Here is a 13,794-nt window from a genome sequence, read left to right on the forward strand (position 1 = left end):
TCACACCAGATGACCCACCCCCGCCTGTCCGCGCGATCCGCCCCGTTCCTGCCCTCGGGGGCGCTGCGGGAGCTGACCGAGGCGGCCCGGACGGCGGGCACGGGGCAGGTGCTGGACGAGCTGTGGACGGCCCGCCGGTTCCTGGACGGGACACCGGCTGCCGTCGCGGTCCTGGACGGTGACCTGCGCTATCTGTACCTCAACGACACCCTCGCCGAGCTCAACGGGCTGCCCGTCCAGGAGCACCTCGGCCGCCCCATGCCGGAGGTGACCCCCGGCTCCGGACCCTCGGCGGAGGTGGCCCGCGAGGTGCTCCGCACCGGACGGCCGCAGACGGTCGTGTTCGACGGCCGGACGCCCGACGACACGATGGATGTGCCGCGCTGGTGGCTCGGCGCCTTCCACCGGCTGGAGGGCGAGGACGGCGAGATCCTCGGTGTCGCCGCCGTCGTCATGGAGGTCACCGATGACATCCGGCAGCGCGAGTCGCTCAGGCGGGCCCAGCAGCGTCTGGAACTGCTGGAGGAGATCGCCGCCCGGGTCGGCGGCACGCTTGACGCGGCCGAGGCCTGCCGGGCACTGACCGATGTGCTGGTGCCGCGCTTCGCCGACTACGCCGCCGTGGACGTGCTCGACCCCGAGGGCACGCGCCGGGCTCCGGCCACACCGGTCCCGGTGCGGCTGCGGCGCATGGCGGTGGCCGCCGCACCGGGGGTGCCCGAACCGGTCACCCCGGCGACCAGAAGCGGCGAGGTGATCTTCCACCAGGCCAGTTCGTCGATGTCCCAGGTACTGACCGCCCACAAGCCCGTGGTGCTCAACCGGCCCGACGACGACACCCTGCGCATGCTCGCCCCCACGCGGCAGCGGCTGGAGCGCTACCGCGCCCTGGAGCTGCACTCCGTGGCCTACCTGCCCCTCATGGTCGGCGGCGAGCCCGTCGGGGCGGTCATCCTCGGCCGCAGGGCGCACTCCCCCGAGTTCGCGCCGGACGACGTCGAGCTGCTGGAACTGCTGACCGCGCGGGCCGCGACCGGCATCGGACACGCCCTGCGCTACACCCACGAGCACGAGACCGCACTGGAGATGCAGCGCGCCTTCCTGGCCACCCCGCACATACCGGGACCGGGCGTGGAGATCGCCAGCCGTTATCTGCCCGCCGGGAGGGGCGCCGAAGTGGGCGGCGACTGGTTCGACGCCGTCGCGCTGCCCTCCGGACGCACCCTGCTCGTGGTCGGGGACGTCATGGGGCACGGGGTACGGGCCGCCGCGGCCATGAGCGAGTACCGCTCGCTGCTGCGTGCGCTGGCCCTGCAGGGCCTCGCGCCCGACCGGCTGCTCACCGAGGCGGACCGCACCGCCCACGCGCTCGACCTGGACCGCGTCGCCACCTGTGTGCTGGCCCTGCTGGATCCCGCCGCCGGACAGGCGGTCCTGGCCACGGCCGGTCATGTCCCGCCCCTGCTGGTCCGGCCCGGCGCCACCCCCGACCTCGCGGACCTGCCGGTCGGACCTCCGCTGGGCACGGGTTCCGGCGGATACGAGAGCCGGCCCTGCCCGATGCCGCCGGGCACCCTGCTGCTGGCCTACACCGACGGGCTCGTGGAGCGGCGCGGCGAGGACATCGAGACGAGCCTCGCCGCCCTCGCCGGCATCCCCGTCACGGCCGGACAGGCCCTGCCGGACGTCCTGAACACCGTCCTCGACCGGCTGGCGCCGGCTGACTCCGAGGACGACGTCACGCTCCTGGCGGCCCGCATCCTGTAGACACGGCTCAGCCGTCCGGTACCGGGGGCGACGGCCGCTCGTCACCTGTGCGCGGCACGCGCCTGTGCCTTTCGGCCGAGGCGGTCCAGGAAGCGCCGCGTCCGCTCCGGGCGTCATCTTCGGCCCCTGGAAGGCCAGTTGTGGGTCCGTGGGCGGTCCTGTCGGTATGGCGTTCGGTCAACGGGAGGCAGTCCCGAAGACCCCCGCGCCCGGCCCCCGCTCCGCGCATAAGGTCCCGGCATCCGGCGGACGGGCCCGACCACGGGTCCGCCGCGATCCACAGGCACAAGGGGAGGCACCGTGGCGAGTGTGGAAGTGTCGCTGAAGGAGATGATGGCCGGCACCGAAGGGGCGGTGGCGGCCGCGGTCGTCGACTACACCAGCGGAATGGCGCTGGGCACCCTGGGCGGCGGCAAGGACCTGGACCCGACCATCGCGGCGGCCGGCAACACCGACGTCATCCGCGCCAAGGTCCGCACCATGGAACAGCTGGGGATCAAGAGCGACATCGAGGACATCCTGATCACGCTCGAGAGCCAGTACCACCTCATCCGCCTGGTGACGGGCCGCACCGGCAACGGGCTGTTCCTCTACCTGGTCCTCGACAAGGCCCGCTCGAACCTGGCGATGGCCCGCCACCAACTCAAGCGCGTGGAACAGCAGTTGGAGGTCTAGAACGGCTCCCGGCCGGGACGCCGTGCGCCCACGATGTGAAGACTTCTTCAAGTCACCACATCCACATGAGCCCAATCCCTGGCCGCCCGGCGTCCCCGCCCAGCAGGATCGGCACCGACGACCCCGTACCGTCCGGCAGGGAGCGAGCGCCGCCCATGCACGTCCCCCTCTACCAGGCCAAGGCGGACTTCTTCCGCATGCTCGGCCACCCCGTGCGCATCCGCGTCCTGGAACTGCTCCAGCACGGGCCCGTGCCGGTCCGCGATCTGCTCGCCGACATCGACATCGAGCCCTCCAGCCTCTCCCAGCAGCTGGCCGTGCTGCGGCGCTCGGGCATCGTCGTGTCCACCCGCGAAGGCTCCACGGTGAGTTACGCCCTCGCCGGCGGTGATGTCGCCGAACTCCTGCGCGCCGCCCGCCGTATCCTCACGGAGCTGCTGGCGGGCCAGAACCAGCTCCTGAGCCAGCTCCGGCAGGCCGACACCGCCGAGGCGGAGTCTCCAGCGGTGGAAAGAGTCCTCACCGATCGGGGCAGCTCTCGTCCGACCCCCTGACCCGCCGTCCGGAGCCGCCGGTCACCTGGGCGGTGACCGCGTCGACCGACGGGCGGGTGAGGCGGTACGCGGCGGCGGCCGTGCAGATCATCTGCCGCACCCCGGTGTCGCTCAACCTGTCCACGCCCGGGGGGAGTCGGATCGTCATCGTGCCACCCGCCACGGTCACCGTCGGGGCGTCGGACGAGGGCTTGCCGGGCACGTCGGCGGTGGCCGTGGGGAGGGGCGCGGAGGTCGCCGGGCCCGGTACCTCGGTGAACAGGCCGCCCAGGCCCCCCTCCCCTTCCAGCGGACCGGCCATCAGCAGCCGCAGCGCCGCCTCCGGGTCACCGGGCGACTCGGTCGTGCGGGGCGTCGCGACGAGCGCGCCGTTCTTCTCGACGAAGTAGACCGGCGTCTGGGGCAGGGTCCCGCTCGCCGGGCCGCCGGCCTGGACCACTCCGGTCGCGGGGATCCCGCAGGAGGTGAGCGCGAGGAGCGCCAGCAGCGGGACGCGGCGCAGGGGCTTCATGAGGGATCCTCCTCGACCGACTCGTCCCGCCTCAGCGGAAGTTCTACGGTGAAGACGGCACCGCCCGCCGGGTGGTTGGCCGCGTGGACGGTGCCGCCGTGGATACGGACGTTCTCCGCGGTGATGGACAGGCCGAGCCCGCTGCCCTCGGAGCGGATCCGGGCGGAGTCCGACTTGTAGAACCGCTCGAAGACATGGGGCAGGACGTCGTACGGGATGCCGGGGCCGCTGTCCCGTACCTCGATCACGGCCACCGCGTCTGCGGCGCTCAGACGCACCTGCACCGGAGGGGCGCCGTGTTTGAGGGCGTTGCCCACCAGGTTGGCGACGACCACGTCGAGGCGGCGCGGGTCGACGCCCCCGCGGACCGCGTCCGGTGGTGGCAGATCGGTCGCCACCGTGTCCGTCCAGCCGCGTGAGGCGAGGGTGCGGCGGATCGACTCGGCGAGGTCGATCTCGTCCAGGTGCAGCACCGCCGCGCCCGCGTCGAAGCGGGAGATCTCCATCAAGTCGTCCACGAGACGGGCCAGTTTGACGGTCTCCTCGCTGATGAGCCGGACCGCGGTGGCGGTGTCCGGGTCCAGTTCGGCGGCGTCCTCGTCGAGGACGTCGGTGACCGCGGACATGGCGGCGAGCGGGGTGCGCAGTTCGTGCGAGACGTCGGCGGCGAAGCGACGGGCCCTGGACTCCATTTCGCGGAGCTCCGCGACCGACGCCTCCAGCGCGGCGGCCGTCTCGTTGAACGTGTGGGACAGGTCCGCGAGTTCGTCCGAGCCGTTGACCGCGAGCCGGGTGTCCAGGCGCCCTTCGGCGATCCTGCGGGTGGCGAGCCGCAGCTTGCGCACCGGCACCAGCACCCCGCGGGCGGCGAGGAGCGCGAGCACGACGGCCAGCGCGAGCGCTGCCACCATGGCCCGTTCGACGGCGGTGACCAGGGCGTCGACATACGCCTGTTCCGTGGTCTGCGGAACGACGAGGAAGACCTGGACCCCGGTGGCCGTGGGGGCGGTGTCCCGGCCGCCGAAGAGGAGCGACATGCCGACGACGAGGGAGGTGCGTCCCTCGCCGCGCACCCGCTGGAACACGGTGGCCCGGCTGGATGCGACTGCCTCACGCAGGGCCGGCGTCACCTCGGTGAAGGGGTCACCCGGAGCGGAGGAGCCGCTGAGGTCGCCGTAGTTCACCAGCACCCGCCAGCTGCCCTGCGACTCGGTGGCCGCGGTCTCCCGCGCGAACTTCCGCAGGGCGGACTCGTCGGGGGGCACGGCGAGTTCGGCGGCATGCTGGTTCAGCTGGGCCCGCAGTTGTCTGATGGTGGCGTCCTGGCTCTGCTGGAGCACTCCGGTGCGCGCCTCCCGGAAGGTCAGGGCGCCGGTCGTGATGGCCGCGATGGTGGCGACGAGTCCGAAGGCCACCACCAGACGGGCACGCAGGCCCCGCAGCCGCCGCTTCCTCACGGCGCCGAGAAGCGGTAGCCGAAACCGCGCACGGTGTGGATGTAGCGGGGTGCGCGGGGCGGCTCGGACATCTTGGTGCGCAGTCGTTTGACGCAGGCGTCCACCAGGCGGGCGTCGCCGTGGTAATCGTGCTCCCAGACGGCCTCCAGGAGTTGCTGACGGCTGAACACCTGGCCCGGTGAGGCGGAGAGGGTGAGCAGGAGCCGCAACTCGGAGGGGGCGAGGGCGATCTGATCGCCACTCAGCGAGACGGTCAGTCCGGCCCGGTCGACGGTCAGGTCGCCGTACGTGTCTATCTTGGGCAGGCCCTCGGCGCCGGGCGCACCGCCTGCCGCCCGGCGCAGGACGGCGCGTATGCGCGCGTCGAGCACCCGGGCCAGTACGGGTTTGACGACGTAGTCGTCGGCGCCCGCCTCCAGGCCCACGACGATGTCCACCTCCTCACCCCGTGCCGTCGCCATGATGATCGGCAGGGTCTGGTCCACGGCCCGGATGCCCCGGCACACGTCCAGTCCGGTCATGCCGGGCAGCATCAGATCGAGGACGACGATGTCCGGCCGAAAGGCCCGCAGCCGGTCCATCCCCTCCTCGCCGGTCGCGGTGGCGGCGACGTCGTGGTTCTGGCGGCGCAGGGCCAGGGCGACGCCCTCCCGCACGGCGGGGTCGTCCTCGATCAGCAGTACACGTGGCATGCGCACAGTATCCACACGGCCATGACCACGAGGAGGGTTATCGGTTCGTTATCTTCCGGGCCAGGTCCGATCACATGGCGATCACATCGTGAACGACCGTGACAGCGCACAGACGAAACCCCGCCGGCAACCGTCGCCGTAAGCGCTCCGAGCGGAGCGTGAAGAGACAACTGACGGGCGGACTGGCCGCGTTGGCGGTCTTCGCGGCAGTCGGTGGCGCGGTGGTGGCGTGGCTGCCGTCCGACGCGAAGCGAACGTCCGCGGCTTCCACACCGGTTGAGAGTCCGACGCCTCAAGAGACCGCCGGATCATCGGAACCGGACCCGCAATCGGAGCCGGACCCGGAACAGTCCAGCGCGCCCCCCGGCCCCGCCACGACCCCCCTCCCCCAGAGCGGTCCGGGGACCTTCGTCACCGCGCCCGGCGGGAGCGGACGGGTCGGCAAGGGAACACCCCTGCGCTACCGGGTCGAGGTGGAGAAGGGCATCACGATCTCCCCCGAGGACGTAGCCGCACAGGTGGAGCGGACCCTGGCCGACCCGCGCGGCTGGACGGCCGACGGACACTCGGCGTTCCAGCGGGTCTCCGACGGTCCCACCGACTTCGTGGTCCGCCTCGCCACCCCGGCGACCGTCGACAGGAAATGCGCCGAGGGCGGCCTCGACACCGGCGGCAAGGTCAACTGCAGTGTGAACCGCACTGTGATGGTCAACCTCAGACGCTGGGTCCTGGCCACCGAGTTCTACCGCGAGGACGTCGTCGGGTACCGCTCGCTGATCATCAACCACGAGGTGGGCCACTTCCTCGGTCACGGCCATGTGACCTGCCCCGGCAAGGGGCAGCCGGCCCCCGCGATGATGCAGCAGATCAAGGGCCTGCTCGGCTGCGTCCCCAATGTCTGGCCGTACGACAGCGACGGCCGTCCCCTCACGGGCCCCTCCGTCCCGTGACGTCTTGATCCCCAACTGTCAGGAGTTCAGATGGAGTTACGCGTACGCCACAGACATGCGGCCATGGCCGCGGGGGTGGCTTCCGCGGCCCTGGTCCTCGCCGGGCTCCCGGCCGGCGCGGGTGCCGTCGACGCCGTCTCTGCCAAGAGCGCCCGTACGGCCTCCGCGGTGCGGACCGTCACGCTCGTCACCGGCGACCGGGTCCTGGTGGACGCCACCGGCCAGGTCTCGGGAGTGGAGCGGGCGCAGGGCCGGAAGAACATGCCGTTCTCGATCCGGGTGGTAGCCGGGCACACCCGGGTCGTCCCCGGTGACGCCGAACTGCTTCTGGCGCGGGGCAAGTTGGACCCGCGCCTGTTCGACGTCACCCAGCTGGTCAAAGACGGCTACGACGACGCGCACCGCTCCGACCTCCCCCTGATCGCCACGTTCCGCGGCGGGAAGGCCCCCTCGACGAGCCCGTTCACCGAGGCCGGGGCGCGGATGGGACGGCGATTGGCCGTCGTCAACGGCCGGGCGATGCGCTCCGCGAAGAAGCGCGGCGCCGGGTTCTGGAAGGCCGTCACCCACAAGTCCTCGCAGGGCACGGCGGAGTTCACCGCCGGCACCGGCGTCGAGAAGCTGTGGCTGGACGGGAAGCGCCGGGCCTCCCTCGACAAGAGCGTCCCGCAGATCGGCGCACCGGCCGCCTGGGCCGCGGGATTCGACGGCACCGGAACCAAGGTCGCCGTACTGGACACCGGAATCGACACCAGCCACCCCGACCTGGCGGGCAAGGTGGTCGCCGAGCAGGACTTCAGCGGCACCGGCGCCACCACCGACAGGTTCGGCCACGGCACCCATGTCGCGTCCACCGTGGCGGGCAGCGGGGCGAAGTCGGACGGGAAGTACAAGGGGGTCGCGCCGGGCGCGAGGCTCCTCAACGCCAAGGTCCTCAACGACACGGGCGGCGGCAGCGACTCCGACATCATCGCCGGCATGGAGTGGGCGGTGGCCCAGGGCGCGGACGTCGTCAGCCTCAGCCTCGGCGGCCCCGACTTCCCCGAGGTCGACCCGATGGAGGAGGCCGTCAACCGGCTCTCCGCCGAGTCCGGCACCCTGTTCGTCATCGCGGCCGGCAACGAGGGCGAGTCCGGCGAAACCACCGTCGGCTCGCCCGGCAGCGCCGCGTCCGCGCTCACCGTCGGCGCGGTCGACAAGTCCGACGCGCTCGCCGCCTTCTCCAGCCGCGGTCCGCGGGTCGGCGACAGCGGGGTCAAGCCCGACCTGACCGCGCCGGGTGTCGCCATCACGGCCGCGTCCGCCGCGGGCAGCGTCCTGTCCGAGTGGTACCCCTCCGACATCCCCGGGTACCTCACCATCGACGGCACCTCCATGGCCACCCCGCATGTCGCGGGCGCGGCCGCGCTCCTCGCCCAGCAGCACCCCGACTGGAGCGGTGAGCGCCTCAAGGCGGTCCTGACCGGTTCGGCACAGCCGGGCGCGTACAGCTCCTACCAGCAGGGCACCGGACGGGTCGATGTGGTCCGGGCGCTGGACGAGAACGTCGTCACCGAGCAGGGACCGGTCGACTTCGGCGTCCAGCAGTGGCCGCACGACGACGACAGGACGGAGACCAAACAGCTCACCTACCGCAACCTCGGCTCCACGCCGGTCACCCTCGACCTGTCCGTGGACGCCTACGCGGTGGACGGAAAGCCCGCCGCCGAGGGCATGTTCACCGTCTCCCCGCAGCGCCTCACCGTCCCGGCGGGCGGCGAGGCGAGCGCCGAGGTCACCGCGGACACCCGTGTCGGCGCCGTGGACGGCAGCTTCGGCGGGTCGGTGACAGCCGCCTCCGCCGACGGCAAGCTGCGGGTGCGGTCCGCCGTCGGTGTGGTCCGCGAGGTGGAGTCGTACGACCTGACGCTCAAGCACATCGACGAGGAGGGTGCGGCGACGGGCGACGCCGTGACCTCCGTCGCGGGCCTCACCGGCAGCTTCTACGCCGACTACGCCGACGAGCGGGACGGCGAGCTGACGGTACGGCTGCCCAAGGCCGACTACCTCCTGACCGGGGTGATCCACCCGTCGCTGTCCGCCGCCCGGCACGCCGTGCTGATCCAGCCCAAGCTGCGGCTGGACAAGGACATGACGATCAGCGTCGACGCCCGGCAGGCCAAGCCGGTCGGCATCACCGTGCCGGACCGGGCGGCCGTGAACAACGACGCCGCGGTCGCGATCGGCTACGGGCGGGGCGAGGGCCTGGACGACGGCTCCCTGCAGTTCCTGCTGCCCACCTTCGAGGGCTCCCGGTTCGGGCGCCTCGGCTCCGACGAGCCCGTGCCGGGGCTCAACTCCCTGTACTCGGGCGGCTGGGCCGGCAAGGACAAGCAGGGCAGGCGGGTCGACTACCACCTGGGCTGGTACCGGGAGGGAACCCTGGACGGCTTCACCGCGAACGTCCGACGCAAGCAGCTGGCCAAGGTGAACCTCCGGGTCGGTGCGGCGGTCGAGGGCCGGCGCGTCCAGGCCGAGGTGACCGCGCACCTGCCCGACGGCCGACTGGTGAGCGGCTACACCGACATGCGCGGGGAGCTGCCGTACCGGAGCACCGAGTACATCCTCGACAACGGTGTGAAGTGGTCGGTGCGCACCTGGCAGCGCTGGGGTGAGGGCCGGGACGCGGTCTTCGAGGGCTTCCTGATGCGTATGCCGCGGACGTGGAAGGCCGGCCACAGCTACGACGAACGGTTCGGCGTGGGCGTCTTCGGGCCTGTCCTGAACGGCCCCGCCGACGCAGGACCCGCCAGGGGTTTCCCCGGCGTCGGCCGCGACGGGAACACCCTCAGGGCCTTCCTGCCGCTGTTCGGCGACGGCTCCGGGCACTGGGGTCTCACCGACACCACGACGGTGACGACGAAACTGGAGGCGAACGGCAAGGAGATCGCCGACGACTACGGCATCGCGCCGACCCTCGAACCCACGGAGTACACGCTGCCCGCCGAGGACACCGCGTACAAACTCACCGTGGACAGCTCCCGTGACCCGGCCGTGTATCCGGTCAGCACCCGCGTCCGGGCGCAGTGGACCTTCCGCTCGGCGAAGGCCCCCGAGGGCGAGTTCGCCGCACTGCCGCTGTCGACGGTCCGCTTCAGCCCCGACCTGACCCTGGCCAGCACCGCGAAGGCCGGCAAGCGCTTCGAGGTGCCCTTCACCGTCGAGGGGGCGGCGGCGGGACAGCGCCCGGCGAAGCTCGCCTTCCAGGTGTCGTACGACGACGGAAGGACCTGGCAGCCCGCCAAGTCCGTCGGCGGCACCCACCTCTCGCTCAAGCACCCGGCGACAGCGGGTTCGGTCTCCTTGCGCGCGGAGCTGACCGACCGGGCGGGCAACACCCTGACCCAGACGATCGAGAGGGCCTATCTGACCACCCCGTAGTCCCCTCCGTACGCATCTCTGCCCGGGCCGGCCTCACCGCTGTCCCGGGCAGAGGGCCGCCTGGGCGGGCAAGCCACGGGTCAGCTTCCGCAGGCGCATCCCGCGGCGGCCTTGGCCTCGGCCGGGCTCTGATCGGGATCGAGAGCCTGCTCCTCGGGAGTGCAGCAGGCGGTGGTGCCGCAGCAGGCGTCCGGGGACGCGGCGGCCTTCTCCAGGGTGTCGGCGTCGGCCTTGACCACGTACACCTCCCACGGCTCCCTGCCCGGGCCGTGCACCCACACCTTGTCCTGGAGGGCGTAGCAGCAGGAGGTGTCGTTCTCCTCGAACGTGGCCAGGCCCGCCTCCTTCAGCCGGGTCGTGGCGGCGTCGACGTCCTCGGTGCCGGCGACCTCGACACCGAGGTGGTCCAGGCGGGTCTCCTCGCCGCGCTCGCCCTCGATGAGGACCAGCTTCAGCGGGGGTTCGGTGACAGCGAAGTTGGCATAGCCCTCGCGGCGCTTGGCGGGCTCGGTTCCGAAGAGCTTGGAGTAGAAGGCGATCGAGCCTTCCAGGTCGGCGACGCGCAGGGCCAGCTGGACTCGGGACATGGCGGTCTCCCATCCGGGTGATGCCGTATCGACCGATGTCGATACAGGTGACACAGGCGAGGGTGCCACCTGGATAGACAGACGTCAACATAGAAGTACATCGAAACAAGCTGGACGCCGAGGCTCTCTACGCGCCCTCGGCCGTCGCGGTGCTCGGGGCGCTCGGGGTGCGGCCGCCCGGGGCGACGCCCGGGCCGCCGAAGCGGATGCCCTTGGCCTCCTTGCCGACGGCGCTCAGCAGGATCACCACGGCCAGGGCGGGCACCACGGTCCAGGCCATCGCCGCCGGGTAGCCGTGCCGTTCGGCGAGGGCTTCCTGGATGGGGAGGTTGAGGGCGGCGATCAGGTTGCCGAGCTGATAGGTGACACCGGGATAGAAGCCGCGGATCGCGTCCGGGCTCATCTCGGTCAGGTGCGCGGGGATGACGCCCCAGGCGCCCTGGACGCACATCTGCATGAGGAAGGAGGAGAGCATCAGCCAGCCCACGGCCGTGGACAGGACGAAGAACGGCACCACAACCAGGCCCCCGGCCGCCGCGATCCTGATCGTGCGCCGGCGCCCCAGCCTCTCGGAGAAGGCGCCGAGCAGTGCGCCTCCGATCATGGCGCCGATGTTGTAGACGACGGCGATGGCGATGGAGGTGTCCGGGGACAGGCCCAGGCCCTTCTTGACGAAGGTCGGGTAGATGTCCTGGGTGCCGTGCGACATCCAGTTGAAGGCGGTCATCAGCGCCACGAGGTACACGAACCGCTTCAGCACGGCCGGGTTCCTGAACACCTGGTACGCGGGGGTGCGGTTGAGCTTGACGCTCTTCTCCCACACCTCGCTCTCCTCCACCCGGCTGCGCACCCACAGGGCGACCAGGGCGGGCACCAGACTGAAGGCGAACAACCCGCGCCAGCCGAAGGCGGGTTCGATGACGAAGAACGCCACGGCGGCCAAGAGGTAGCCCAGCGAGTAGCCGCTCTGGAGCAGTCCCGACCAGAAGCCGCGCCGCTCGGCGGGGATCTTCTCCATGGCGAGGGCAGCGCCCAGGCCCCACTCGCCGCCCATGCCGATGCCGTACAGCAGGCGAAGTACCAGCAGGACGGCGTAGTTGGGCGCGAAGGCACAGGCGAATCCGACGATCGAGTAGAAGACCACGTCGACCATGAGCGGGAGCCGGCGGCCCCGGCGGTCGGCCCACATGCCGAAGACGAAGGCACCGACCGGCCGCATCACGAGGGTGGCGGTGGTGAGGAAGGCCATGTCGGTGAGGGAGACATGGAAGTCGTCCGCTATCTCGCTGTAGACGAGGACCACCAGGAAGTAGTCGAACGCGTCCATGGCCCAGCCCAGATAGGCGGCGACGAACGCGTTGCGCTGGTCCTTGGTGAGTCCGGTCGCCTGCTCTCGAACGGTCGTCAGCATGCCGGTCCTTCCCACGGTTCGCAGGCGAGGCTAGGTCCGGGTGACGCGACAGACAACGCATGCACGGGCAAAGCAAGAACCACAATTGCCCCAAGCCGAAGCCCTGTTCATCGACCGAAGGCCGTCCCCCCACGCCGGGTCCGGCCGGGCACACCGAAGCGACGGCCTCACGGCGCGGGGCTCGATTTGTCCTTCGCACCCGCAACACCGCACCACAGCACCCCCGGTGACCCGACGGACGTCCAGGCACCCACTACTTCGCGACCGCCTACGTCTGCCATCGCGGAGCGACACCGGCGTCCAGTGCGGCCGGGACCTCCGAGCAGCGGCTGATCCCCAACACATCGGGTGTATAGCGAGGATGCGCACCCACTCATGCACCCAGAAAGCGTCGGATCCAGCACTGGACGTCGTCGAAGCCATTGACTCCTCCGATGTATTGGTGTTGCCTCCCGACCGCCCCTCCCACCACGGAAAGGACGCACCATGAACAGGAGATCCGTCTTACGGACAGCGGCCGGCCTACTGGCCGGCGGCGCCGCGCTCGCCCTCCCCGGGTCCGCGGACGCGGCGACGGCCGCCGACCCGACCGACGGCTGGCGGCAGACGTCGTTCACCTACAGCTGGCAGAAGCCCTGGAACCTCGACCTGGGCGAGCGTCACACCTACAGCGGCGGAGTCCACCGGATGTGGGTGTACGCCACCGACGAGCCTTTCGAGGAGGGCAGCTCCACCGATCCGCGCACCGAGATGCGCTGGAAGGTCGACTACACCACGGGCGATCACATGTGGGACGCCGACGTGTATCTCCCTGCCGGCTCGGACGGCGCCTCCTTCGTCCAGATCCTGCGCAGCGTCCACCCCTCCGGAACCCCGGCCACCGACATCATGCTCAACGTCTACGACACGGGCGGGGGCACCGTGCGCCGCTACGACGGCACGGTCCTCAGGAGCGGGGCCTACGACACCTGGTTCAACGTGAAGATCGCCCACCAGGCGAGCACCGGAACGGGAACGGTCAAGGTCTACTTCGACGACTCCCTCGTCCTGACGGTCGCCGACCGGGGCCCTGCCACCCGCTACTTCAAGAACGGCGTCTACGACCACGGCTCGGGGCGCGCGGAGGCCCGGTTCCGCAACATCAAGTACTGGACGCGGTGATTCCGAGGGGAATGCCCTCAGGGGACCCGACCTTGCTAAGCGGATAGCTGTCCGGTACGTTGCAGCGCACCGGACAGTTGTCCGCTTAGCCCGTCACGCCGCCCGCGCGGTCGGCGGCAGCGGCAGGCCCCGCCCCACTCACCCGCGTTTCCTCGCCATGAATCTGCTCATCCTCGGCGCGACCGGCCCCACCGGACGCCACGTCGTCGACCTGGCCCTTCAGTCCGGCGACAGGGTCACGGTGCTGGCGCGCAGGCCGGAGGCACTGGAGGACCTGGCGGACCGGGTCATCGGCGACCTCCCGCGCGCGGTGCGGCTGCTCGCCGCCGCCGAGCGGTGGCGCGGCGGCGACCCGCGCCCTCACCCCGAGCGGGTGGACGCCGTCTACCCGACCATGCTGACCAAGGGCCCGGCCAAGGGCGGTTCTCTCGTCGGCGAGCGTCTCCCGATGAGGGGCAACCCGACGATCAGCCGCGCGGACGTCGCCGACTTCCTGCACAGGGCGGCCCACAGCACCGAGTGGATCCACCGCGACGCCGTCATCACCGACTGAGGCGCCCTCCTCCCCACCTGCCGGAGCGAGTACACACGGCTCGGTTTTTGCAATAC

Annotated in this window: 12 protein-coding genes; 7 read left to right on the forward strand and 5 right to left on the reverse strand. The window is 71.3% G+C overall.

The features are described from left to right. Positions 1-9 precede the first annotated feature (9 nt). The 3 genes from ABZT93_RS15730 to ABZT93_RS15740 all read left to right on the forward strand — a co-directional run bounded on the left by ABZT93_RS15730 (position 10) and on the right by ABZT93_RS15740 (position 2,996). A complete protein-coding gene (locus ABZT93_RS15730; protein ID WP_356104331.1) occupies positions 10-1,767 on the forward strand; it encodes a SpoIIE family protein phosphatase in 1,758 nt (585 codons plus the stop codon). Positions 1,768-2,067: 300 nt separating this feature from the next. After that, complete coding sequence (locus tag ABZT93_RS15735) at positions 2,068-2,442, forward strand: hypothetical protein (RefSeq protein ID WP_356104333.1); 375 nt, start codon at positions 2,068-2,070, stop codon at positions 2,440-2,442. A gap of 155 nt (positions 2,443-2,597) precedes the next feature. Next, on the forward strand, positions 2,598-2,996 hold the full coding sequence (locus ABZT93_RS15740) for a metalloregulator ArsR/SmtB family transcription factor (protein WP_356104814.1): 399 nt from the start codon (positions 2,598-2,600) through the stop codon (positions 2,994-2,996). Here ABZT93_RS15740 and ABZT93_RS15745 read toward each other — a convergent pair. Genes ABZT93_RS15745 through ABZT93_RS15755 form a run of 3 tightly spaced genes read right to left on the reverse strand, consistent with a single transcriptional unit; the run spans position 2,962 to position 5,656 of the window. After that, complete coding sequence (locus tag ABZT93_RS15745; RefSeq protein WP_356104336.1) at positions 2,962-3,507, reverse strand: hypothetical protein; 546 nt, start codon at positions 3,505-3,507, stop codon at positions 2,962-2,964. The genes ABZT93_RS15740 and ABZT93_RS15745 overlap by 35 nt on opposite strands. After that, positions 3,504-4,964, reverse strand: coding sequence for an ATP-binding protein (locus ABZT93_RS15750; protein WP_356104339.1), 1,461 nt, complete (start codon positions 4,962-4,964; stop codon positions 3,504-3,506). Before ABZT93_RS15750 ends, ABZT93_RS15745 begins: the two co-directional genes overlap by 4 nt. After that, positions 4,961-5,656, reverse strand: a complete 696-nt coding sequence (locus tag ABZT93_RS15755; RefSeq protein WP_356104341.1) for a response regulator transcription factor — start codon at positions 5,654-5,656, stop codon at positions 4,961-4,963. Before ABZT93_RS15755 ends, ABZT93_RS15750 begins: the two co-directional genes overlap by 4 nt. Positions 5,657-5,814: 158 nt before the next feature. On the opposite strand from ABZT93_RS15755, the gene ABZT93_RS15760 reads away from it, so the two are divergent. Next, a complete protein-coding gene (locus tag ABZT93_RS15760) occupies positions 5,815-6,606 on the forward strand; it encodes a DUF3152 domain-containing protein (RefSeq protein WP_356104344.1) in 792 nt (263 codons plus the stop codon). 30 nt (positions 6,607-6,636) lie between these two features. Continuing rightward, complete coding sequence (locus ABZT93_RS15765; RefSeq protein WP_356104346.1) at positions 6,637-10,026, forward strand: S8 family serine peptidase; 3,390 nt, start codon at positions 6,637-6,639, stop codon at positions 10,024-10,026. Between the two features lie 80 nt (positions 10,027-10,106). Here ABZT93_RS15765 and ABZT93_RS15770 read toward each other — a convergent pair whose 3' ends face one another. Both ABZT93_RS15770 and ABZT93_RS15775 read right to left on the reverse strand, forming a co-directional pair. Next, positions 10,107-10,613, reverse strand: a complete 507-nt coding sequence (locus ABZT93_RS15770; RefSeq protein WP_356104349.1) for an ArsI/CadI family heavy metal resistance metalloenzyme — start codon at positions 10,611-10,613, stop codon at positions 10,107-10,109. A gap of 127 nt (positions 10,614-10,740) precedes the next feature. Next, positions 10,741-12,024, reverse strand: coding sequence for an MFS transporter (locus ABZT93_RS15775; RefSeq protein WP_356104352.1), 1,284 nt, complete (start codon positions 12,022-12,024; stop codon positions 10,741-10,743). 486 nt (positions 12,025-12,510) lie between these two features. Between ABZT93_RS15775 and ABZT93_RS15780 the strand changes: the two genes are divergently transcribed. Beyond that, positions 12,511-13,185 (forward strand): polysaccharide lyase family 7 protein, encoded by a 675-nt coding sequence (locus tag ABZT93_RS15780; RefSeq protein ID WP_356104355.1) that lies wholly within the window; start codon positions 12,511-12,513, stop codon positions 13,183-13,185. Positions 13,186-13,342: 157 nt separating this feature from the next. Continuing rightward, complete coding sequence (locus ABZT93_RS15785; protein ID WP_356104358.1) at positions 13,343-13,738, forward strand: NAD(P)H-binding protein; 396 nt, start codon at positions 13,343-13,345, stop codon at positions 13,736-13,738. Positions 13,739-13,794: the final 56 nt, after the last annotated feature.

Source organism: Streptomyces sp. NPDC005303 (assembly GCF_040607335.1).
GTDB lineage: Bacteria > Actinomycetota > Actinomycetes > Streptomycetales > Streptomycetaceae > Streptomyces.

Excerpts from the sequence above, each read along its gene's own strand:
- ABZT93_RS15730 (WP_356104331.1), top strand. The coding sequence starts at position 10 with ATGACCCACCCCCGCCTGTCCGCGCGATCCGCCCCGTTCCTGCCCTCG.
- ABZT93_RS15740 (WP_356104814.1), top strand. The coding sequence starts at position 2,598 with ATGCACGTCCCCCTCTACCAGGCCAAGGCGGACTTCTTCCGCATGCTC.
- ABZT93_RS15745 (WP_356104336.1), bottom strand. The coding sequence starts at position 3,507 with ATGAAGCCCCTGCGCCGCGTCCCGCTGCTGGCGCTCCTCGCGCTCACC.
- ABZT93_RS15755 (WP_356104341.1), bottom strand. The coding sequence starts at position 5,656 with ATGCCACGTGTACTGCTGATCGAGGACGACCCCGCCGTGCGGGAGGGC.
- ABZT93_RS15765 (WP_356104346.1), top strand. The coding sequence starts at position 6,637 with ATGGAGTTACGCGTACGCCACAGACATGCGGCCATGGCCGCGGGGGTG.
- ABZT93_RS15770 (WP_356104349.1), bottom strand. The coding sequence starts at position 10,613 with ATGTCCCGAGTCCAGCTGGCCCTGCGCGTCGCCGACCTGGAAGGCTCG.
- ABZT93_RS15775 (WP_356104352.1), bottom strand. The coding sequence starts at position 12,024 with ATGCTGACGACCGTTCGAGAGCAGGCGACCGGACTCACCAAGGACCAG.
- ABZT93_RS15780 (WP_356104355.1), top strand. The coding sequence starts at position 12,511 with ATGAACAGGAGATCCGTCTTACGGACAGCGGCCGGCCTACTGGCCGGC.
- ABZT93_RS15785 (WP_356104358.1), top strand. The coding sequence starts at position 13,343 with ATGAATCTGCTCATCCTCGGCGCGACCGGCCCCACCGGACGCCACGTC.